19 protein-coding genes are annotated in these 20436 nt (G+C 70.0%); 10 read left to right on the forward strand and 9 right to left on the reverse strand.

Annotated elements, in window-relative coordinates:
• Positions 1–227 precede the first annotated feature (227 nt).
• Positions 228–1766 carry a long-chain-fatty-acid--CoA ligase gene (locus tag J4573_RS04585; protein ID WP_208253967.1) on the forward strand — a complete coding sequence of 513 codons (1539 nt, stop codon included), beginning with the start codon at positions 228–230 and terminating at the stop codon, positions 1764–1766.
• 37 nt (positions 1767–1803) lie between these two features.
• Here the strand turns inward: J4573_RS04585 and J4573_RS04590 are convergent, their stop codons facing one another.
• Both J4573_RS04590 and J4573_RS04595 read right to left on the reverse strand, forming a co-directional pair.
• Positions 1804–3627 carry a hydroxysqualene dehydroxylase gene (locus J4573_RS04590; protein ID WP_208253968.1) on the reverse strand — a complete coding sequence of 608 codons (1824 nt, stop codon included), beginning with the start codon at positions 3625–3627 and terminating at the stop codon, positions 1804–1806.
• Between the two features lie 11 nt (positions 3628–3638).
• Positions 3639–4754: a hypothetical protein gene (locus J4573_RS04595; RefSeq protein ID WP_208253969.1), complete on the reverse strand. Its 1116-nt coding sequence runs from the start codon at positions 4752–4754 to the stop codon at positions 3639–3641.
• A gap of 142 nt (positions 4755–4896) precedes the next feature.
• Between J4573_RS04595 and J4573_RS04600 the strand changes: the two genes are divergently transcribed.
• Positions 4897–5559, forward strand: a complete 663-nt coding sequence (locus J4573_RS04600; protein WP_208253970.1) for a TetR/AcrR family transcriptional regulator — start codon at positions 4897–4899, stop codon at positions 5557–5559.
• A gap of 16 nt (positions 5560–5575) precedes the next feature.
• On the opposite strand, the gene J4573_RS04605 is transcribed toward J4573_RS04600, so the two are convergent.
• A complete protein-coding gene (locus tag J4573_RS04605) occupies positions 5576–7069 on the reverse strand; it encodes an alpha/beta hydrolase (RefSeq protein ID WP_208253971.1) in 1494 nt (497 codons plus the stop codon).
• A gap of 309 nt (positions 7070–7378) precedes the next feature.
• On the opposite strand from J4573_RS04605, the gene J4573_RS04610 reads away from it, so the two are divergent.
• A complete protein-coding gene (locus J4573_RS04610; protein ID WP_208253972.1) occupies positions 7379–7570 on the forward strand; it encodes a hypothetical protein in 192 nt (63 codons plus the stop codon).
• A gap of 98 nt (positions 7571–7668) precedes the next feature.
• Positions 7669–9036, forward strand: a complete 1368-nt coding sequence (locus tag J4573_RS04615) for an FAD-binding oxidoreductase (protein ID WP_208253973.1) — start codon at positions 7669–7671, stop codon at positions 9034–9036.
• Between the two features lie 91 nt (positions 9037–9127).
• Here the strand turns inward: J4573_RS04615 and pdxR are convergent, their stop codons facing one another.
• Together pdxR and J4573_RS04625 are read right to left on the reverse strand one after the other, a co-directional pair.
• Positions 9128–10480, reverse strand: a complete 1353-nt coding sequence (gene pdxR, locus J4573_RS04620) for a MocR-like pyridoxine biosynthesis transcription factor PdxR (RefSeq protein ID WP_208253974.1) — start codon at positions 10478–10480, stop codon at positions 9128–9130.
• 126 nt (positions 10481–10606) lie between these two features.
• Complete coding sequence (locus J4573_RS04625; RefSeq protein ID WP_208253975.1) at positions 10607–11647, reverse strand: dipeptidase; 1041 nt, start codon at positions 11645–11647, stop codon at positions 10607–10609.
• A gap of 272 nt (positions 11648–11919) precedes the next feature.
• Between J4573_RS04625 and J4573_RS04630 the strand changes: the two genes are divergently transcribed.
• The gene (locus tag J4573_RS04630) at positions 11920–12513 is read left to right on the forward strand and encodes an Rv1733c family protein (protein ID WP_208253976.1); all 594 of its coding nucleotides are present in this window, start codon (positions 11920–11922) and stop codon (positions 12511–12513) included.
• 376 nt (positions 12514–12889) lie between these two features.
• Here J4573_RS04630 and J4573_RS04635 read toward each other — a convergent pair whose 3' ends face one another.
• The 3 genes from J4573_RS04635 to J4573_RS04645 all read right to left on the reverse strand — a co-directional run bounded on the left by J4573_RS04635 (position 12890) and on the right by J4573_RS04645 (position 14899).
• Positions 12890–13858, reverse strand: a complete 969-nt coding sequence (locus tag J4573_RS04635; protein WP_208253977.1) for an Acg family FMN-binding oxidoreductase — start codon at positions 13856–13858, stop codon at positions 12890–12892.
• Positions 13859–13952: 94 nt separating this feature from the next.
• Positions 13953–14429, reverse strand: a complete 477-nt coding sequence (locus J4573_RS04640; protein ID WP_208253978.1) for a CoA-binding protein — start codon at positions 14427–14429, stop codon at positions 13953–13955.
• On the reverse strand, positions 14426–14899 hold the full coding sequence (locus J4573_RS04645) for a pyridoxamine 5'-phosphate oxidase family protein (protein ID WP_208253979.1): 474 nt from the start codon (positions 14897–14899) through the stop codon (positions 14426–14428). The genes J4573_RS04640 and J4573_RS04645 overlap by 4 nt, the downstream gene beginning before the upstream one ends.
• 143 nt (positions 14900–15042) lie before the next feature.
• Between J4573_RS04645 and sqr the strand changes: the two genes are divergently transcribed.
• The 4 genes from sqr (at position 15043) to J4573_RS04665 (ending at position 18630) form a co-directional block, all read left to right on the forward strand.
• Entirely contained in the window at positions 15043–16302 is a 1260-nt protein-coding gene (sqr, locus tag J4573_RS04650) for a type III sulfide quinone reductase, selenoprotein subtype (protein ID WP_208253980.1), read from the forward strand.
• A gap of 90 nt (positions 16303–16392) precedes the next feature.
• Positions 16393–16710 (forward strand): TusE/DsrC/DsvC family sulfur relay protein, encoded by a 318-nt coding sequence (locus J4573_RS04655; protein ID WP_208253981.1) that lies wholly within the window; start codon positions 16393–16395, stop codon positions 16708–16710.
• 15 nt (positions 16711–16725) lie between these two features.
• A complete protein-coding gene (locus tag J4573_RS04660) occupies positions 16726–17187 on the forward strand; it encodes a DsrE/DsrF/DrsH-like family protein (RefSeq protein WP_208253982.1) in 462 nt (153 codons plus the stop codon).
• 216 nt (positions 17188–17403) lie between these two features.
• Positions 17404–18630 (forward strand): permease, encoded by a 1227-nt coding sequence (locus tag J4573_RS04665; RefSeq protein ID WP_208253983.1) that lies wholly within the window; start codon positions 17404–17406, stop codon positions 18628–18630.
• A gap of 22 nt (positions 18631–18652) precedes the next feature.
• Here the strand turns inward: J4573_RS04665 and J4573_RS04670 are convergent, their stop codons facing one another.
• Complete coding sequence (locus J4573_RS04670) at positions 18653–19357, reverse strand: SDR family NAD(P)-dependent oxidoreductase (protein ID WP_208253984.1); 705 nt, start codon at positions 19355–19357, stop codon at positions 18653–18655.
• A 122-nt stretch (positions 19358–19479) separates the two neighbouring features.
• On the opposite strand from J4573_RS04670, the gene J4573_RS04675 reads away from it, so the two are divergent.
• The gene (locus tag J4573_RS04675; RefSeq protein WP_208253985.1) at positions 19480–20391 is read left to right on the forward strand and encodes an AraC family transcriptional regulator; all 912 of its coding nucleotides are present in this window, start codon (positions 19480–19482) and stop codon (positions 20389–20391) included.
• The last annotated feature ends 45 nt before the right edge of the window (positions 20392–20436 follow it).

Raw genomic sequence — 20436 nt, forward strand, 5'->3', positions numbered from 1 at the left:
AGATCATATAAGTTTCTACGATCTCTGTTCAGGACGACACCTGGAACCGGCCGTCAAGCCTGCTCAGACGCCGACGACATTCTTCGCACATTTATCGAAGGCCACATTTTCCATTGACGCGGAAGCGCGATTATGTGGCCGACCGGAAAGACCTTCAGAGACGAGGGATTCCCTGGCATCGTCGGTGGCAAGGATGGGGTGTGACCCCCGGCCGGAGGAGGACCCCCATGCTCAACCTGGCGACCGTGCTGGAGGACAGCGCGCGCGAGGCACCGGACCAGGCGGCACTCGTTCTCGGCGAGACCCGCTACCCGTACTCGTTGGTGAACGCGGTGGCCTGCCAGGTCGCCAACCTGCTGGTCTCGCGCGGCATCGGCAAGGGCGACAAGGTGGCGCTGGCGTGCCCGAACGTGCCGTACTTCCCGTTCGTGTACTACGGCATCCTCAAGGCCGGTGCGACGGTCGTCCCGCTGAACGTCCTCTTCCAGCCGCGCGAGATCACCTACCACCTCGACGACAGCGACGCCAAGGCGCTGTTCTGCTTCGAGGGCACCCCTCAGCTGCCGCTGGGCGAACGCGGCAAGGCGGGTTTCGCCGAGGCCGCCACCGAGCACTTCATCGTGCTTCCCGCGACGCCGGGAGCGCTGGAGTCGGAGTACGGCGAGACCCTGTGGGCCGCGCTCGATGGCATGTCCCCGGAGTTCTCGACCGTTCAGACGTCGGGCGACGACACGGCCGTCATCCTCTACACCAGCGGAACGACCGGCCAGCCCAAGGGCGCCGAGCTGACCCACCAGAACATGCTGCTCAACGCCATCATCTCCGACGAGATCTTCCCGCGCTCTGAGGCTTCGGAGCGGGACACCTACCTGGTCACGCTCCCGCTCTTCCACTCGTTCGGGCAGACCACGCTGCTGAACGGGGGGTTCCGCCGCAGGGCGACCCTCGTCCTGCTCCCCCGCTTCGATCCCGCCGCGGCGCTGGAGCTCATGCGCCGCGAGAACGTCACGATCTTCGCGGGCGTCCCGACGATGTACTGGGCGATGCTGACCTTGCTCCACACCGACGGCGGCGAGGTCCCCACGTCCGTGCGGGGCGCGATCTCCGGAGGCTCGGCCGCGCCGGTCGAGCTGCTCAAGGACTTCCAGGCCACCTTCGGCCTGCCGATCAACGAGGGCTACGGCCTGTCGGAGACCTCACCGGTCGCCAGCTTCAACCAGCCCGGCCGCCCCGGCAAGGCCGGTTCGATCGGCTGGCCGGTCTGGGGCGTCGAGATGAAGCTCATCGACGACAAGTGGAACACCGTCGAGGGCGAGGGCCCCGGCGAGATCGCCATCCGCGGCCACAACGTCATGAAGGGCTACTACAAGCGTCCCGAGGCCACCGACGAGACCATGCGCGACGGCTGGTTCCGCACCGGCGACCTGGCGACCCGCGACGGCGACGGCTACTACTTCATCGTCGACCGCGCCAAGGACCTCATCATCCGCGGCGGCTTCAACGTCTACCCCCGCGAGATCGAGGACGGCCTCACCACCCACCCCGAGGTCTCCCTCGCCGCCGTCGTCGGCATCCCGCACCCCTCGCACGGCGAAGAGATCAAGGCGTACATCATCCGTACCCCGGGCGCCTCGGTCACCGAGGACGAGCTGCTCGCCTGGTGCAAGGAGACCTTCGCGGCCTACAAGTACCCCCGCTCCATCGAGTTCCGCGACACCCTCCCCATGACCGCCACCGGCAAGATCCTCAAACGCGAACTCCGCTAGCCCTCCACTCGGGAGCAGTCCGCCCCGACCGCCCGCGCTAGGTGTCGAAGAGGTTGGGGAGGCCGGTGCGGAAGCGTTGTGCGTCCAGTTTCTTGAGGCCGTCCAGCTCCGGTGGCTGGTAGAGCTTCCACAGGTCGGCGGGCTTGGCCGGGGAGTCCGCGGCGTCCAGGAGGGCGTTGGCGGCGGCGCGGCCGGACTCGTTCGCGCCCTCCATGGTCGCCAGGTCCATGTTGGTCTGGACGTAGTCGCCCGCCATGAAGAGGTTGGGGATCCTCGTGCGCGAGCGCGGACGCTTCGCCCAGCTGCCGACGGTGTTGACCATGAGGGGCTCGTCGTTGGTGTTGCGGCGGGTGGCGGCGTTCCAGGCGATCGCCGGGTCGAGGAACCAGGAGTGCAGGAGGCCGTCGGGCAGGACGGAACGGCCCGTGTCCTCCAGGTGATCCTTCATCTGCGCCCAGCATTCCTTGGCCACCTCTGCCGGGCTGCACTCCTTGGCGGGGCGGCCGGTGACGATTCCCGGGGTGTCCCAGTCGGAGATGTCCAGGGACAGGCAGTCGGTGACCTGGCCGTCGCCGTAGTCGCGGGGGAAGTCGCGGTTCCAGAGGCGGCTCTGCAGAACGGCGGTGAGCTGCCAGGGAGAGTCCATGAAGTTGACCTCCTGGTCGATCCCGTGCGGGCTCTTGCGCAGGAAGAACTGCAGGCCGTTCATCCACTCGGTGTGCAGGTCGTTCATGCCGGCCAGGGAAGGGTCCAGGGCCAGGATCGCGGGAGACAGCAGGGCACGGGCGCGTTCGACCGGCATCGCGCAGACGAACCAGTCGGCCTCGGCCGTGCGTCGCTTGCCCTGAGCGTCGATGAGGTGCGCGGAACGGATTCGGCCGGAGGCGACGTCCAGGGCTTCGACCGTCTGGCCTACTTCGAAGCGGACACCTCGGCTGCGCAGATAGGTCACCCAGGGGTCGATCCACGCCTCGTTGGTGGGCGCGTTCAGCATCCGCGCCAGGCCGCCGTCCGCGCCCAGGCCGAGGCCGGACAGGAGGAACGCCTGGCCCATCGCGCCGACGGTACGCGTGCTGGCGACCTCTTCCTTCACTGCGACCAGGCCTCGGGTGAGAAAGCGCGCCACGATCGCGCGGTAGTCCTTGGACTTGCCCTCGGCCTTGACGTAGTCCCACCACGGCAGGCGCTCCCACTGGCCGAGGCGGCGTTCGTCGCTGCTGGTGAGGTAGACGATGAAGCGGTTGACGAAGAGGGACAGCTCGGAGGCGGGGATCGCGGCGACCTGTTCGGTGAGCCCGGTGAGGGTCTCCTTGAGGACGTCGAGGTCGAGCCCCGTACCGCCGGGCCTGGTCAACTCGGGAACGATGATGTCCGAGCGTCCGGCGTTGCGGGAGATCCGGGTGGACGTCAGGTCGATCATGTTGTCGTGTACGCCGTTGGCGTTCCCGGGCACCGGGATGCGGCGCATCGTGTCGGGGACGTTGCGGTAGAAGCCCGGGAAGAAGCGGAACCCGTGCTCGCCCTGGAGGTCGCGCCTGCCCTGCTTGCCCGTGCCGGGGACGGGGATGCTGCGGGCCTTGCCGCCGAGGGCCTTGCGTTCGAAGACCGTGACGTTGAAGCCGCGTTCGATGAGCTCGTGCGCGGCGGCCAGTCCCGACATGCCGCCGCCCAGGACGACGACCGTCTTCTTACCGGCCGACTTCGTGCCGGCCGCCGCGGCGCGTGCGGGTTGGAGGGGAAGGAGCGTGACCGCCCCTGCGGCGGCCGTGCCGTAGAGCACCTGGCGGCGGGACATGCCGGGGCGCGGGTGACCGTTGATGGGCTGCTCGTTGGAGGGCTTGTCGTCGTCTGAACGGGACATCGGCGCCGTCCTTAGGAGTGCGGCAGGCGGGGTGGGAGCGTGCGGATGTGCTCGATCAGGCCGAGCGAGCCGGGGACGGTGCGGCCGAGCGATTCGGGCAGGGCGAGCAGGCCGGTGTCCAGGATGAACGGGTCCACGACGGTGAAGGTCTTGTCGAGCCCCGGCCTCTTGCCCTTCAGGCCTTGCGGCGTGGCCAGCAGCGAGGACGGGCAGGTCAGCCTGGTGGTGTTCGGATAGGAGAAGAGCCCGGAGACCTTCCAGTCGGAGAGCTTGACGGTGCTCATGCATCCGTACGTCTCGCGCTTGGTCACCCGGCCGACCACGCCCTGCCAGGTGCCGTCGCCCTTGACCACGCCGCCGAGCAGTGTCGCGGTGCCGTCGGGCTCGTGGGAGACGCCCCACTCCCAGCCGGAGTACCGCTGGTCGATGACGCTGAACTTGCCCCAGTTGTGGTCGTGGTAGCCGCGCCAGCCGTTCACGTTCAGCGGGGCGGACGAGCCGGGCGGCTGCACCCAGCCCGTCACGCGGCTCGTACCGACGGGCGCGCTCCAGTACATCGTCTGGTCGCCGTCGTAGCGGATCGGCCCGCCCGTGACGCCGGGCAGCGCGTGGTCGAACCAGATGTCGGCCTTGGCGAAGAGCCCGTGCCAGGTGAGGTGGTAGGCGCCGCGGGCCTTGTCGTACACCAGGCTGCCCGCGCTGCTGGTGACCGTCGGGCCGGCGGACGCCTTCACCTCGGCGACCGGCTCCGGCAGAACGAGCTTCTGGCCCTTCTCCGGGTACCAGAAGATGACGCCGGTGGGGACGGGCGCGGTGAAGAGCATCGCGATGAACGTGCGGTGGGTGGCCGGGTCCATGACGTGCGAGTACCACCATTCGGTGGTGGAGCCGGGGTGCGGGCCGTCGTCGGAGGGCTCGGCGAGCTTGCCGGGCACCGGGGTGAGATCGGACCGCTTGACGTCGGTGTGCGGAATCCCGGACCCGGGATCGTCGCGTACGGCCGAGACCTGAGCACCCGCGCGTGAGGTGGTGGCGGAGGTCCGAGCCTCTGCACGCGGGGTGGTGGCGGAGGCCAGCGCCGCGACCACCAGGGTCAGCACGGCGATGGCCTTGCGATGACGGACCACGTTGAGCCTCCTAGGCCGAGCCCCCGTGACGTCCTGTGCTTGTCGATGAGCAGTGGACCGAGTGTGATTCGGTTGTTGGCGATATGTCAACAGAGTGTCGACACTCTGTCCGATCAAGGCCCCGGCGGGGTACCCTGCGGCCATGCCATCCACCACGACGCAGGCGCGCAGGAAGGTCCGGGAGCGGCGCGAGGACGTCCGGCGCCGCGTGCTGCGGACGGCCACGGAGATGATGGCCGACGGGACGCCGTACACCGAGCTGCCCATCCAGCGCATCGCCGAGCGCGCGGAGGTCGCGCGCTCGACCTTCTACCTGCACTTCCCGGACAAGAGCCACCTGCTCATCGCGCTGGCGGAGGAGGCGGTCGACGCGCTCTTCGCGGAGGCCGTCATCTGGTGGCGCGCCGACCACACCGGCGGCGAGGAGGGCGTCGCGCACGCCATGCGGCAGATGCTCGCCGCCTATCGCGAGCATCGCCGCGTCCTGAACGCACTGGGAGAGGTGGGCGGCTACGACCCGGACGTCGCGGCGTTCTGGCGCGGCCGGATGCGCGGCTTCTCCGACGTCGTTCAGGAACGGCTCAACGCCGAACAGCGCACGGGCACGGTCGAGGCCGCCATGGACACGGCCTCGACCGCGCAGGTCCTGATCTGGATGGTGGAACGCACCATCTCGGCGCACTGCCGCCACGACGAAGGCTCGCGAGACGAGCAGATCGCGCGCACCCTGGCCCATTCGATCTGGCTGACCGTCTACGGCACGTCACCCGAGGCGCCCGTCCACCGCCACCGCCCCCGCGCCTGATCGCGGGCGGCGGGCGTCAGGCTCCGCAGCGGCCGGACGCGGGGAGCCTGCCGGTGATGAGGTAGTCGCTCTCCACCTGGCGCGCGCAGGCGGAGTTGAAGTACGCGGTGTGGCCGATGACGTCGGCGACGAGCAGTCCACTGCCCTTGATCTCGCGGTGCAGGCCCTGTGCCCAGACCAGCGGGGTGGACGGGTCGTCCTTGGTGCTGGCCACCAGGATCGGCGGCGTGCCTTCGATCTTCTGCGGGCCCCACGGATCGGTCGGGGGAACGGGCCAGTCCGCGCACAACAGCGTCATCAGCCACGCTTCAGAGGCCCCGCCGGTGTGCGGGGACAGTGCGCGGACCTTCTTCAGCCGGTCGGCGATGTCACCGTAGCCGTGCAGCTGGGGCGGGAAGTCCTGGCAGCCCACCGCGGCGTAGGCGTCCTGAGGCTGTCCGACGGAGGAGTTGTCGGCCAGCAGTGACGCGTCGCCGGCCTGCGCCTGGGCGAGCGCCTTGCCCAGCTCCGGCCAGGTGGAGGGCAGCAGGGAGCTGGTCGGACCGAACAGCAGCAGGTTGGGCAGGACCATCCGGATCGCGTCCGCGTTCACCGTCGTCGGGCCGCCCGCAGCGTGCGGAGCCGGGATCGGCGTACGCGCGGCCCGGGCCAGCAGCTTGTCCCAGACTTCGGTCACGTTCTTGCCGTGCAGGGCGCACGACGTCGACGCGCCGCACCACCGGGCGAACTCGCCGAACACCTTCGACAGCGCGGAGGCCTCCTGGTTCAGGAACGTGCGCGGCCCGACCGCGTGGTCCATCGCCCCGTCGAGCACCATCGTGCGGACACGGCGCGGATACAGCCGGGCGTAGGTCTGCCCCAGGAACGTCCCGTACGACACGCCCAGGAAACTGATCTGCCGTTCCCCGAGCGCGGTGCGGATCGCCTCCATGTCACGCGCCGCACTCACGGTGTCGACGTTGGCGATCAGACCGGCCTGGGATCCCTTGACGCACGAAGCGCCGTACGTCGCGCTCTGCCGCTTGATCGCCGCGAACTCCGCCTTGGAACGGGGAAACACCGGGACCTGGGGAGACAGAGCCGCGCCCGAGCACTTCACGGCGGTGCTGTCTCCCACGCCGCGCGGGTCGAAGCCGATGATGTCGAACCGCTGCTGTACGGCGGCGGGCATCAGTTCCCGCCCCCTGAGAGCGATCACCGCGGCACCCGCGCCGCCCGGCCCACCCGGGTTGAACAGCATCGACCCGATGCGGTGCCCGCCGTCCAGAGCGCGCAGCCGCGACAGGCGCAGCGAGATCTTCGGCCCCTTCGGATCGGCCCAGGACAACGGCACCTGAATGTCCGCGCACTCGGCCGGGCTCGTCTGTCCCTCGTAAGAGCACGGGCCCCACGTGACCGGGCCCGTCTCCCAGACCGCTGACGGCACCGCCGCCGCGGCGTTCCCTCCGAGGAGGCTCGCAGCAACGGCGAGCCCGGCGATCCCACACGCGACCCAACGCGATCTCAGCATGCACCGACGCTATCCAGCCCGCCCCGCTTGATCATCACTCCACGGTCGTATCGCCGCTCATCCGATCAGATGACGCCGCGCGGGCGGCGTCTCCCCGGACGCCCGGCCCGCCATTCGCAATCGCCCCAAAATGAATCCGCAACACAATCGGACGCTAGTTCCGTGCAGGTCAGGACAGGAGTACGTTCACCTGATAAGGAAGATCACAAGCGGAGAAAGGGCGGCTGCGACACCCAACAGACCTCGTTCCACGCCTCGCCGAACAATTGGCCCGCTACGGGCTCCGTTCGGCCAGGAAGGAGACGGATCATGGAAAACAAGATCCGATGGCTGATCGGAGCGATCATCCTCCTCGTCAGCCTGCTGGTGGGCATCTGCGGAGGCGTCATCTATTGGGTGACATCCCACTCCATCCCCAATGCGATCACGACCGGAGCCGGCGTGTTCGCCGCGACGGCGCTCTTCATCGCGGGCTTCATCTCCTACGTGAAGCAACTCTGACGGCGGGAGGCACGGCTCGGCCGGGGCCAAATTGGTCCTTCACCAGACCCCGAGATCGGACCTCAGGGTGTGTACCGATTCCTGTCAGGCTGAGTGGCATGACGACGACAACGACAGCGACTGCGACCCGCTTCGCCGGCCAGGTCCTCACGCCCGGTGACGCCGACTACGACGCCGCCCGTACCGTCTGGAACGCCATGATCGACCGGCGTCCACGCATGATCGTCCGCGCGGCGGGCGTCGCCGACGTGGTCGCCGCCGTACGGCTGGCCCGGGACCTGGACCTGGAGATCGGCGTCCGCTGCGGCGGCCACAACGCCGCAGGCTTCGCCGTGCCCGACGGCGGGCTCATGATCGACCTGACGCCCATGGGCGGCGTCCGGATCGACCCGGCCCGCCGCCGGGCCCGGGTGCAGGGCGGGGCACTGCTCGGCGCACTGGACCGGGCCGCCCAGGCGTACGGCCTGGCCACCACCGCCGGCAACGTCTCGCACACCGGCGTCGGCGGGCTCACGCTCGGCGGCGGCATGGGCTGGCTGGCCCGCCAGTACGGCCTGGCCTGTGACAACGTCGTCTCGTACACGGTGGTCACCGCCGAGGGAGACATCGTCACCGCGAGCCGTACCGAGAACCCCGACCTGTTCTGGGGCCTGCGCGGCGGTGGCGGCAACTTCGGCATCGTGACCGAGTTCGAGTTCCAGCTGCACCGCACCGGCACGCGAACGCTGGTCGCCGAGTTCGACTTCCGCGCCGAGGACGCCGTCCCGGTCATGGAGGGCTGGCGCGACCTGAACGCCGTCGCGCCCCGGCAGGCGACGTTCACCGCCGAAGTCGGCAGCGGTCCCACCGGCCCGATCGCCACACTCGGGTTCGTGTACGTCGGCGACCCGGAGCAGGGCCGCCGGCTGCTTCCGGCGATGCGCGCCCTCGGGCGTCCCCTCGCGTCGCGCGTCACCACGCCGTCCTATCTCGACCTTCAGCAGCGCAACGACTCCACCGGCGGCCACGCCTACCGCCGCTACTCCAACGGCCACTACCTGCGGCGCTTCCCGACCGTGGCGATCGAGGCGTTCCTGCTGCGCGGCGGCACCGACCTGAGCTCGGACCCGTACCTGCCGAGCGTGGACCTGCAGGCGCACGGCGGCGCGATCGCCGACGTCCCCGAGGCGGACGCGGCGTTCAGCCACCGCGGCACGATGTTCGAGTTCGGCGCCGGCTCCCGCTGGACCGACCCGGCCGAGGACGACGCCAGGATGAGCGCCGCCCGCACCGCCGGTGCCTCGCTGGAGCCCTACGCGAGCGGGGTGTACGTCAACTCGCTGACCGCCGACGAACTGGCCGACGGACGGCGCGGCGTACGGCGCGCCTACTCGGCCGCGAAGCTGGCCCGGCTGACCGCGCTGAAGACCGCGTACGACCCGGCCAACGTGTTCCACCTGAACCAGAACATCCGCCCGGCACGCTGACGCGCATGCGCACTGCGAGTGACCCGCATGCGCCGCCGCGCCGGATCAGGACCCCACGGAATCAGGCCACGCGGGATCAGGCCACGCGGGATCAGGACCCCCGTACCTCCCGGATGGCCCTCGCCAGCAACGCGACCCCCTCGCCGATGGCGCTCTCGCCGAGGATGGCGTAACCGAAGATGAGTCCGCCCGGTCCAGGACCCGCGATCCTGTACGGGCCGACGCCGTTGATGCCGAGCCCGTGCCGGGCGGCGGCCGCAACCACCGCCGCCTCCTCGAGATCGGGCGGGAGCCAGGCGACCACGTGCTGCCCGGCGGCGACCCCGGCCGGTTCCAGATCGGGCAGGCGAGTGCGCAGGGCGTTCAGCAGCGCGTCACGGCGGCGGCGGTACACCGGACGCATCCGGCGCAGATGGCGGTCGAACTCGCCGCGCATGAGGAAGTCGGCGAACGTCAACTGGTCGATGACCGGCGACCCCCGGTCGGCGAGCACCTTCGCCGCGGTGACATCGGCGACCAGGTGGGGAGGCAGCACCATCCAGCCGAGCCGCAGCCCCGGCGCGAGCGTCTTGCTGGCCGTTCCGCAGTAGACGATGTCGTCCGGCGCCAGGCCCTGCATGGCGCCCACCGGCGACCGGTCGTAGCGGTACTCCGCGTCGTAGTCGTCCTCGACCACGATCGCGCCGCGCCGCCTCGCCCAGCGGATCACCTCCGCCCTCGCGCCGGCCGGCAGCACTCCCCCGGTGGGCCACTGATGCGACGGCGTGAGCACGACCGCGTCCGCGTCGGTCTGATGGAGCGCGTCGACCTGGACCCCGTTCGGGCCCACCGGGATCCCGACCACGTCCAGACCGGCGGCGCCGGCCAGCACCCGGGCGTCGTCGTTGGCCGACGGGTCCTCCAGGGCGATCCGCCTGGCGCCGTGCCGGACGAGCACCTGGATCAGCAGCGAGATGCCCTGCCCGTAGCCGTTGCAGATCACCATGTTGCCCGGGACGGCCGACGTGCCGCGCACCCGGTTGAGGTAGTCGCACAGAGCCTCGTGCAGCTCCGGCACCCCCCGCCCGTCAAGGTAGGCGAACCGGTCGTTCGGCGCAGTCGCGAGCACGGTACGGACCGAGCGCAGCCAGGCCGCCCGCGGGAACTGCGACACGTCCGTACGCCCGTACCCGAAGTCGATCCTGAGACCGGTGCCGCGCGCGACCGGCCGCGACGCCGGAGCCGCGTCGGGCGGCATGGACGCGGCGACCTGCGTGTAACCGCCCGACCGGCTGGTGAGGTAGCCCTCGGCGACGAGCTGCTGGTAGGCCTCCACGACCACCCCACGAGAGACCCCGAGACCGGCCGCGAGCGTACGAGTGGGCGGCAGCGAAGCCTCCGCCCGCAGCCGTCCCGCCCGGATGCTCGCCCGGATGGACATCTCGATCTGCCGATGCAGAGGCACCCCGCCATCGCGATCCAGCTCGATGAGCAGGTCCTCCGCCGGCCCCGAATTCGTCCTCGATCGGCCCACAGAACCGGACCCTATCCGCGCACGCTCACAACGGCTCGGGAAGCTCGGGCTTCCCGCTCAGGCGGGGCGTCCCAGTTCTTTGCGGAAGAGGTGATGGACGTTCTCGCCCATGATCTTCAGGATGTCGGACTCGGGGTGGCCGCGGCGGAGGAGTGCCTCGGTGACCAGGGGCATGCCGCGCGGGCCGTCGAGGCCGGGGACGACGGCGTTGGTGTCGAAACCGGCCAGGGCGCTGAGGTCCTCGCAGCAGGGCGGGGTGAGCTCGAGCTTGACCTCGCGGATGAAGTCGGGGCCGAGGCCGACGTGGTCGATTCCCGCGACGGAGGCCACGTGCTCGATGTGGTCGACGAGGCGGTCGATGGTGTAGCCGCCGGGATCCTCGCTGAGGAAGCCCGCGAGGAAGTTGACGCACACCACCCCGCCGGTCGCGGCCACACCTCGGAGCTGGTCGTCGGTGAGGTTGCGGTGATGGTCGCGCAAGGCCCGGGCCGAGGAATGCGTCGCCATGACCGGACGCGTGGCCAGCTCCAGGACGTGCGCGACGCCGGACGCCCCCAGATGCGAGACATCGAAGATCACGCCCAGCCGTTCCAGCTCGGCCAGCGCCTCGACCCCGGCGCCGGTCAGGCGGCTGCCGGTGGCGTCCTCCCCGCTGCCGTCGGCCAATGGCGTACGGCCCCAGTGCGCGATCGAGGCCACCCGCACGCCCAGCCGATGCAGAGTGGAGAACAGCTCCACGTTCGCGTCCAGGCCGGGGGCGCTCTCCAGGGCCAGCACCAGGGCGATCTTCCCCTCCCCCAGCGCCCGGTCGATCTCCTCCCCGTCGCGGCACAGGCTCACCTCGTCGGCGTTCCCCTCGGCGAGCACATGCGCCGCCTCGACCATCCGCAGCGTCTCGCGCAACGACCCCTCAGGCCGGAACTGCTCGTCGATGAAGACCGGGAGAACCTGCAGGTCCACGCCTCCGTCGCGCAGCTGAGGCAACCAGCGTTCCCGAAAGAACTCGGCCCACTGCGCAGGCGGGCGGGCGGCCACGACCATCAGCAGGTCATTGTGGGTGTCGGCCACGACGGCCCGGCGATGCAGCTCAGCGGACATCTCAGTTCCCTCCTCTACCGGCGAGAGGCAGCCTATGGCCGCCGGCCGCGGCGGAGGTAGGTCGAAGATCGCGGATGGCCACGTGCGCTGCGCGCCGTGCGGCACCCCGGCCAGAGGTGATCAGTGGAGTGCCGGACGGCCCGAACGTCCTGGCGGAACGGGACGTCCGCCCTACGCTCCGCCGTCGGCAGGCCCGTCCGGCAGAGGCTTCCGCACCTGCCGCACCCTGTTCGGCCCTGCCTACCGTCGTCTCGGAACGTTCGGGAGGAGCGATGAAGCGACCGAGAACTCACAGGGCTTGGAAAAGGCTGGACCGAGTCCGGCGCCGCCTCGGACTCGACCGCAACGAGCTGCGGCGGGAGATCGACCACACCCAGTGGACGATCGGCTTCGTGATGCTGGTCGTGTACCTGGCGGTGGCGCCGCCGGTCTCGGTACGGGCCGGCGAGGCGGCCTACCACGCGGGACTGCGGTCGGAGCGAAACCAGGCGGCCACCCGCCACCAAGTCCTCGCGACCGTCGCGCGGATCAAGACGTCGAACGGACCGTACGGGCAGGACGACACCTACCTGACCTGGACGGCGCCCGACGGCACCTCCCGCACCGCCGCGACGGCCGTGCAGCCGTCCGACAAGCCGGGCTCCCAGCGACTCGTCTGGGTGAACGAGGCGGGGCGGCCGACGACCAAGCCGAAGGTCGGTTCGCAGACCGTCTCTGACGCCGCGTTCGCCACCGGCACCGTCGCCGGGGTGACCGGGGCACCGTTCCTGGTCGTCTACCTGCTCGTGCGGCGCCGCTGCGACCGCCGCCGCGCCGAACTCTGGGAGCAGAGCTGGGAACGGCTCGATCGGCGTCGCATCAACTGACGGCACGCCCCGCCTGCCTCGCGGGGGCGATCGTTCTCGGCACCCCGTCGTCGCCCCCAGACCGAACGTCCCGCTCGGTGAGGACGTTCGACCGGCTGACCGTACGGCCGGTCCGGGCGACGCTGACCGGGAGAAGCGGACGTCCCGATCGCGACTACGCGAGCCGGACAAACTGAACCTCATCACCCACCCGCACCCCTGGCAAGACCACCTCGGCGTCCACCTTCCGCCACACTGCCACCGGCGGGGCCACCGGCTGGGTCACCGGCAGAGCCACCGGCGCCGAGCCGCCCGAGTCGAGCCGGAACGTTGCCCGGGTCGAGCGGCAACGGTCGCCCAGTCGGGCGGGAACGGTCGCCCGGTCGAGTGGGAACGGTCAGGGCGCCTCGAGGACGGCCGACACCGGCCGGCGCGGCGAGGAGGGCGCGGGCGGGCCGTACCCGAAGCGGATCATCGCCTGGAGGTGCAGGTCGTGCTCGTTCTCCGCCCAGGGCAGGCGCATGTCCTGCAGGTCGAGCGGCTGGGTGAAGAGCGAGGTGGCCACCCCGTTGGCCGTGGCCGTCAGCAGAACGCGCTGGAGCGCCTGACCGGCCGCCAGCCAGATCGCGGGCCCCTCCCCCATCGTCGCGAGAGACGCCAGCTGCGGCGTCCGTTCGAACCGGACGCCGGGACGCTCGGTGTGCCACCAGTCCAGCCCGAAGTCACGCATCGGCGGCTCGCCGGGGCCCGGCCGAGGACCGAACGCGTACCGCGGCACCCCGTCGAGGCGGTGCCGGTCGGCGGTCCACAGGTCCAGTTCGTTCCGGTAGTCGGGGTCGGCGACGAGCTCCTGCTCAGCGTTACGGATGACGTCCTGCAGCTCGCGGGCCACATCGCGGTCGGCCGCCCACAGCTGGGCGCCCTCGGCGATCGCGGCCTCGATCATCTCCTTCACGACCGTGTCCGGCACCTGGCGTTCCTCGAACGGCAGCCTGTTGCTGCGCCGCCGGGCGATGGCCGTGAACAGCCTGGCGTCCTCCTCCGACCGCTCGGCCGGAACGCCCGAACGCACCTCGGCGAGCAGCGTGCCGCCGCCCTCGCCGGCGGTGACGGTCACTTCGGGCCGCCGGCCCGCCGCCACCATCGCCAGCCGGAGGTTGAGCAGCGCCGCGCCGCAGCTGATCAGCATCGCCCTCCCGCGCGGGTCCAGCACGTTCAACCGCCGATCCGGATCGCTGTGCAGCTCCAGGACGGGGCCGGACCGCAGAACGAAGCGCCACGGCTGGGTGTTGTGCACCGAGGGCGCCAGGATCGCCGCTGACAGCAGGCTCCGCACCGATGCGTGATTCTCCAGAGGATTCGACATGACGCGTCTCCTTGTCCTGAGCTTCCGCCCGCCGCCGGCGGACCGTCACCGCCGCCGGCGGACCGTCATGAGCCGCTACCTGAAGGTCTTCGCCTCACACCTGCCTGGGGGCCTTACCGGTCCAGGTGGCCCAGCGGCGCAGGACCTTGTGCCCGGTGTCGGCGGTGGGGTCGAACATCAGCGGGCATCCGCCGTCGATCACCGTCATCCCGTGCTGACGCCCGTACTCGACGGCCGTCGCCGAAACGCTCCCCGCCCCATAGAGGCGGTGCATCCACACGTGCCTGATACCGAGGTCGGCGCATTCGCGGACGGTGTCGTCGGCCGTCTCGGGTCTGGTGCCGATCACCACCGCGTCGACGCCACCGGGGACCGACTTCAGGTCCGAGTAACACCGGTCGCCCTCGACCTCCGCGGCGTTCGGGTTGATCGCGAACACCGTGTGGCCGCGAGCCCGCAACCGCTGGTACACCATGTTGGCGCCGTGGTCCTTCGGGCTCCGGGACACCCCTGTCACCGCGATGCGCTTGTTGGCCAGGAACTGCGCCGCGGCCTGCTTCATCGTGATCATGGAATCGTCCTCTCCTTTCCGGAAGGCCTCCGACGTCGCGTCCGCACGTGGCAGCCGGAAATGTGGACCGGATCGATGCGCACGCACACGTCATCGCGGCCCGGAGGCCACGGCTTGATCAGGTCGTCCAGCAACCAGACCGTGGCGGGCTCGGCGACGCGTTCGGCCATCCCGGTCACCTGCACGCTCCAGTAGTCCCGGTCGGCCTCGGCGACGCGTTCGACCTCGAAGCCGATCAGTCCCGCACCCGCGACCGAGGCGAGCTCCGACCCCTCGGGCGCGCGGAAGACGATCGCATCGCCGAACATGACGAAGTGGACCGGGATCGCCGCCCGGCCGTGGGCCGTCGAGACCAGGACCCGGCCGGCCCCACCGGGCTTCAGCAGTTGGCCGCACTCCTCCGCACCCAGACCGCGGACGGTCCTCAGAGCGGAATCGCGCGGCCGTTCCAGGCTGGCGAGATTCTTCATCGGACTCACCTCTCAGCCCGAGCATCTCGCCCACCCACTGCTCGGTCAGTAGGCCGAACGGCCGCTTCTCGACGTCCACAAGCCCTCTGACCAGGGGCGAAAGTCCCTAGGGCTGTCACACCGAGCCGAGGGACCGTGGAGTCATGAAGAAGAAGCGGATCGTGATTCTTGGGGCGGGGACCGGCGGCACACTCGTCGCCAACCGGTTGCGGCGCGTCTACACCGAGGACGAGGCGAAGATCGTCGTGGTCGACCAGGACGACGACCACGTCTACCAGCCGGGCCTGTTGTTCGTGCCGTTCGGGCTCGCCGAGCCGGATGAGATCGTCCGGCCCCGGCACCGCCAGCTGCACGACGGGATCCTGTTCCGCCGGTCCGCGGTCGACCGGGTGGATCTGGAGGCCCGCAACGTGCGCCTGGCCGATGGGACGATCTTCAGCTACGACGTGCTGGTGGTGGCCACCGGTTCCGTCCTGATGCCGGAGGAGACCGAGGGCCTGACCGGGCCTGGGTGGATGGAGAAGGTCTTCACCTTCTACGACCTCCAGGGCGCGGTCGGCCTGCACGACGCCCTCAAGGCCTTCCGTGGCGGCCGGCTGGTGGTCAACGTCGTCGACATGCCGATCAAGTGCCCGGTCGCGCCGCTGGAGTTCTGCTTCCTGGCCGACTGGTACTTCCGGCGGCGCGGGATCCGGGACCGGGTCGAGCTGACCTACGTGACGCCGCTGGACGCCGCGTTCACCAAGCCGGTGGCCGCCAAGACCCTCGGTGGCCTGCTGGAGGCCAAGGACATCCAGCTGGTGACCGAGTTCAACACCGGCACCGTGGAGGTCGGCGGTGGCGGCGACCTTCAGGGGCGGCTGATCTCCTACGACGAGCGCGAGGTGGATTTCGATCTGGGAGTCGTCGTCCCCGTGCACGGCGGTGCCGCCTACATCGAACGCTCGCCGGGACTCGGCGACGAGCTCGGATTCGTTCCGGTGGACGAGCACACGCTGCAGTCGCACGTCAGCCCGAACGTCTTCGCCATCGGCGACGCCGCGGGCGTGCCGACCTCCAAGGCCGGCTCGGTCACCCACTTCGAGGGCGAGGTCCTGGTGGAGAACGTGCGGCGCTTCCTGGCGGGAAAGCCGCTGGACGCCTCGTTCGACGGGCACGCCAACTGCTTCATCGAGACCGGCTTCCACAAGGCCCTGCTGATCGACTTCAACTACGACACCGAACCGCTGCCCGGTCACTTCCCGGCCGCGGCGGGGCTGCCGTTGCTGCGGGAGTCGCACCTGAACCATCTCGGCAAGCTGATGTTCCAGTGGTTCTACTGGCACGGCCTGCTGCCCGGCCACGGGATCCCCGGTATCGGCTCGGCGATGCCCGAACGCGGCAAACACCACGAGCCCGCCTGACGGCCATCCCGCCTGACGGCCATGGCGCCCCGCCGCAAAGACCCGACAACGAGCCGCCCATAACGAGTCGCCCGAAAGGAAGGTGCCCCCATGCCGACCGCCAGCTACTCCCACAAGACCGTCAGCCTCACCGACGACGGCTTCTTCGAAGACCCCGCCCAGTGGACCGAGGACATGGCCCCTGAGATCGCCAAGACCGCCGGCATCGACGAGCTCACCGAGCAGCACTGGCAGGTCATCAGGTTCATGCGCGCCAAGTACGACACCGACGGCACCGGCCCCAGCGTGCGTGCCCTGGGAAAGACGTCCGGGGTCACCGTCAAGGAGCTCTATCAGCTCTTCCCCAAGGGCCCGGCCAAGCTCGCCGCGAAGATCGCCGGTATCCCCAAGCCCCGCGGCTGCATCTGAGAGGAGCGTCTCGTCATGAGCATGGAGAAGATCTCGATCATCGTGTCCAAGGGCTCCCTGGAAGGGATCTACCCGGCACTGATCATGGCCAACGGCGCGCGCGCCGAAGGCATCGAGGCCAACCTGTTCTTCACCTTCTTCGGCCTGGACGCCGTCTCCACGAAGCGCAGCGGGCACGTCAAGATCGGCGCCGTCGGCAACCCAGGTCTGCATCTGGCCACGTTCATCGGCGCGCTGCCCGGCGTATCGGGCCTGATGACCCGTTACATGGCGCGCAAGATGGACCGGCTCGACATTCCCCCGATCCCCGAGTTCATCGAGATGATCTCCGACACCGGTGCCGGGCTCTACGCCTGCAAGGCGGCCTGCGACCTGTTCGGCCTGACCAAGGACGACCTGGTTCCCCAGGTCAAGGACATCATCACGGTCGGAGAGTTCTACGAGATCGCGGAAGGCGGGCAGATCGTCTACACCTGACCGCTGGTCACGGCACCCGGACAAGGAGGCCTCAGCGTCACGCCGACGGCGTCGGCGCCATGCCGACGATCCATCGTGCGCCATGCCGACGATCCGTCATGCGTCATGCGTCATGCGTCATGCGTCATGCCGACGATCCGTCATGCCGACGATGCGTCAGAATACCCAGACCGGGTATGGCATGGCCTTGCGTGAGCTGGAGGCGAGGTGGTCGTGATGGGCGAGGTCGGGCGGGCCCTGGCGCTGGCCGGGTCGATGACCTGGGAGATCCTGTGGGCGCTCATCCTCGGTTTCGCGCTGTCGGCGGTCGTGCAGGCGGTCGTACGGCGGGCGGCGATCGTGCGGATGCTGGGCGATGACCGGCCCCGGACACTGGCGGTCGCGACCGGGCTGGGGGCGATGTCGTCGTCGTGCTCGTACGCCGCGGTCGCGCTGGCGCGGTCGCTGTTCCGCAAGGGCGCGAGCTTCACCGCGGCGATGGCGTTCGAGATCGGCTCCACCAACCTGGTCATCGAGCTCGGCGTCATCCTGGCGCTGCTGATGGGCTGGCAGTTCACCGCCGCCGAGTTCATCGGCGGCCCCCTGATGATCGTCTTCCTCGCCGTGCTGTTCCGGCTCTTCCTGCGCGAGAGACTGGTCAGGCAGGCCCGCGAGCAGGCCGAACGCGGGGTCGCGGGCTCGATGGAGGGGCACGCCGCCATGGACATGTCGGTCCAGAGGCGGGGCGGCTTCTGGACCCGGCTGGCCTCTGGCGAGGGCTTCACCTCGGTGTCGCACGTGTTCGTGATGGAGTGGGCCGCGATCCTGCGCGACCTGGTGATCGGCCTGCTCATCGCCGGTGCGGTCGCCGCCTGGGTGCCCGACTCGTTCTGGAACGGGCTCTTCCTCACCGGTCACCCCGCGCTGGCCAAGCTCTGGGGACCGCTGATCGGCCCGGTGGTGGCGGTGCTGTCGTTCGTCTGCTCGATCGGCAACGTCCCGCTGGCCGCCGTGCTGTGGAACGGCGGGATCAGCTTCGGCGGCGTGGTCGCCTTCATCTTCGCCGACCTGATCATCGTGCCGATCATCAACATCTACCGGAAGTACTACGGCCTGCGGACCGCCCTGTTCATCACCGCCACCTTCTACGCCTCCATGGTCGCCGCCGGATACGCCGTCGAGCTCCTGTTCGGCGCGGCCGGCCTCATCCCCACCGAACGCTCCGCGACCGCCGTGATGGAACCGCACATCTCCTGGAACTACACCACCTGGCTGAACCTGGCCTTCCTGGCGCTCGCGGCCCTGCTGGTGGTCCGGTTCGTGCGCACGGGCGGCGTCCCCATGCTCGAGATGATGGGCGGCTCCCCCGACGACGACTCGCCCGACGGCGACTCGCCCGACGGCGGCGACTCGCCCCACGGCGGGCACGGGGCCCATGAGGCGCGCGACCCTCACTCCTCATGAGCACTCGTCTTCGCCTGACATATCAGCCCGCCAGCATCCGTTCCAGGCGAGCCGGGTCGTTCAGGTAGACCTCGCCCGCACCGGCGGAGGCATCGTCCGGCCAGATCGTCGTGTCGCCGCGGGCGACGCCTGCCACGATGCGGGAGGCCACCACGCGCGGATCGGCCTTCTCGGCCTCGACCCCGGCGAGCATGTCGGTGTCGATTCCGCCCGGGTAGGCGCCGACGACCTGGACACCGTCGCCGGCGACAGCCGACCGCAAGGCCTGGGTCATGGAGTGGGCGGCCGCCTTGGAAGCGCTGTAGCCCGCCATCGGACCGGCGGGCGCAAGTGCGATCAACGTCAGGACGTTCACGATCGCGGTGTCCCCACCGTGCCGCAGAGCGGGCAGGAACGCCCGGGCGACCCGCAGCGCGCCCATGTAGTTCGTCCGCATGTCGCGTTCGAACAGATCCAGATCACCGTCGAGCACCGAGCCGAACCCCAGCACACCGGCGTTGTTGACCAGCAGGGTCACATCCGGTGCCGCTTTGGCGGCCGCCTCCACGCTCTCGGGCTCGGTGACGTCCAGGCTGATGACCTGGACGCGCGGGTCGTCGACGGTGACCGGGCCGCGCGAGGCCAGGTACACCTTGCTCGCTCCCTGGCGCAGCAACTCATCGACCAGGCAGGCGCCGAGACCGCGATTGCCGCCGGTGACCAGCGCAATGGAACCGTTGATGTTCATCGATCCTCCATGGACTAGCTCGTCTCCTCACCGTAGAAAGCCCAGCCGCGAAGATCGATGCCCGTCAGTCCCATTCTCTTGTCCCAGAAGCTCACACACGAGCCGCGAGATACCTTGGCCTCATGGATCCGCTCACCGATGCGCTGGACGTGGCGCAGGTACGCGGCACGGTCGCCGCGACCGTCCATGCCGGGGACGCATGGGGACTGGACATCGCCGACATCCCCGGCGCCGCCTTCCACGCGGTCACCGAAGGCACGGCCTGGCTCTGCCTCGACGACCGCGAACCGCTCCGGCTCATGCCCGGCGACCTCGCGCTGCTCCCCGCCGGGACACCGCACCGGCTGGCCAGCGACCCCGGCCGGCCCTGCGACCCGTTCGACCACGTGGCCGCCCGGCAGGCCCTGGGAACGGGCGGGCGCCTCACCGTCGGCACCGGCCCGGCACGCACCCGGATCCTGTGCGCCTCGTACCACCAGGAAACCGCGCTGGTGCTGGGCCTGCTGCCGGACCTGGTCCACCTGCCCGCGGACCCCGAAGCACCGATCGAGCACGTCCTGCGGCTCCTCGGCCACGAGATCCGCCGCCCTCGGGTGGGCGCCCCGACCGTCCTCGACCGCCTCCTGGACGTCCTGCTCGTCCACATCATGCGGACGTGGCTGGAGAGCGAGGACGCCGGCCGAGTGCCACCCTCATGGCTGGCGGCCCTACGGGACCCGACGGTCGCCGCCGCACTCACCGCACTGCACACCGAACCGGCCCGGAACTGGACCCTCGAAACCCTCGCCCGGCGCGCAGGCGTCTCGCGCGCCACCCTGCTCCGCCGGTTCCCCGCCCTCGTCGGCCAGCCGCCCCTGGCCTACCTCGCCCGCTGGCGCATGGAACTGGCCGCGCGGCAGCTGCGCACCACCGACGACGCCATCGGCCCGATCGCCCGATCGGTCGGATACACCAGCGAGTACGCGTTCAACCGCGCGTTCAGCAGAATCCGCGGCACCACACCAGGCCGATACCGAGCCCACCACCGCCTATAGCCTCCCCGACGGCCTCGCGATCGTCTGCGACGAATCCATCGACCG

It is taken from the genome of Actinomadura barringtoniae, assembly GCF_017573505.1.
GTDB classification, from domain to species: Bacteria; Actinomycetota; Actinomycetes; order Streptosporangiales; family Streptosporangiaceae; genus Spirillospora; species Spirillospora barringtoniae.

What these genes read in the sequence shown, in the direction of transcription:
- J4573_RS04585 (WP_208253967.1), top strand. Translation starts at nt 228, where the DNA reads ATGCTCAACCTGGCGACCGTGCTGGAGGACAGCGCGCGCGAGGCACCG.
- J4573_RS04590 (WP_208253968.1), bottom strand. Translation starts at nt 3,627, where the DNA reads ATGTCCCGTTCAGACGACGACAAGCCCTCCAACGAGCAGCCCATCAAC.
- J4573_RS04600 (WP_208253970.1), top strand. Translation starts at nt 4,897, where the DNA reads ATGCCATCCACCACGACGCAGGCGCGCAGGAAGGTCCGGGAGCGGCGC.
- J4573_RS04605 (WP_208253971.1), bottom strand. Translation starts at nt 7,069, where the DNA reads ATGCTGAGATCGCGTTGGGTCGCGTGTGGGATCGCCGGGCTCGCCGTT.
- J4573_RS04610 (WP_208253972.1), top strand. Translation starts at nt 7,379, where the DNA reads ATGGAAAACAAGATCCGATGGCTGATCGGAGCGATCATCCTCCTCGTC.
- J4573_RS04615 (WP_208253973.1), top strand. Translation starts at nt 7,669, where the DNA reads ATGACGACGACAACGACAGCGACTGCGACCCGCTTCGCCGGCCAGGTC.
- J4573_RS04625 (WP_208253975.1), bottom strand. Translation starts at nt 11,647, where the DNA reads ATGTCCGCTGAGCTGCATCGCCGGGCCGTCGTGGCCGACACCCACAAT.
- J4573_RS04630 (WP_208253976.1), top strand. Translation starts at nt 11,920, where the DNA reads ATGAAGCGACCGAGAACTCACAGGGCTTGGAAAAGGCTGGACCGAGTC.
- J4573_RS04635 (WP_208253977.1), bottom strand. Translation starts at nt 13,858, where the DNA reads ATGTCGAATCCTCTGGAGAATCACGCATCGGTGCGGAGCCTGCTGTCA.
- J4573_RS04640 (WP_208253978.1), bottom strand. Translation starts at nt 14,429, where the DNA reads ATGATCACGATGAAGCAGGCCGCGGCGCAGTTCCTGGCCAACAAGCGC.
- J4573_RS04645 (WP_208253979.1), bottom strand. Translation starts at nt 14,899, where the DNA reads ATGAAGAATCTCGCCAGCCTGGAACGGCCGCGCGATTCCGCTCTGAGG.
- sqr (WP_208253980.1), top strand. Translation starts at nt 15,043, where the DNA reads ATGAAGAAGAAGCGGATCGTGATTCTTGGGGCGGGGACCGGCGGCACA.
- J4573_RS04655 (WP_208253981.1), top strand. Translation starts at nt 16,393, where the DNA reads ATGCCGACCGCCAGCTACTCCCACAAGACCGTCAGCCTCACCGACGAC.
- J4573_RS04660 (WP_208253982.1), top strand. Translation starts at nt 16,726, where the DNA reads ATGAGCATGGAGAAGATCTCGATCATCGTGTCCAAGGGCTCCCTGGAA.
- J4573_RS04665 (WP_208253983.1), top strand. Translation starts at nt 17,404, where the DNA reads ATGGGCGAGGTCGGGCGGGCCCTGGCGCTGGCCGGGTCGATGACCTGG.
- J4573_RS04670 (WP_208253984.1), bottom strand. Translation starts at nt 19,357, where the DNA reads ATGAACATCAACGGTTCCATTGCGCTGGTCACCGGCGGCAATCGCGGT.
- J4573_RS04675 (WP_208253985.1), top strand. Translation starts at nt 19,480, where the DNA reads ATGGATCCGCTCACCGATGCGCTGGACGTGGCGCAGGTACGCGGCACG.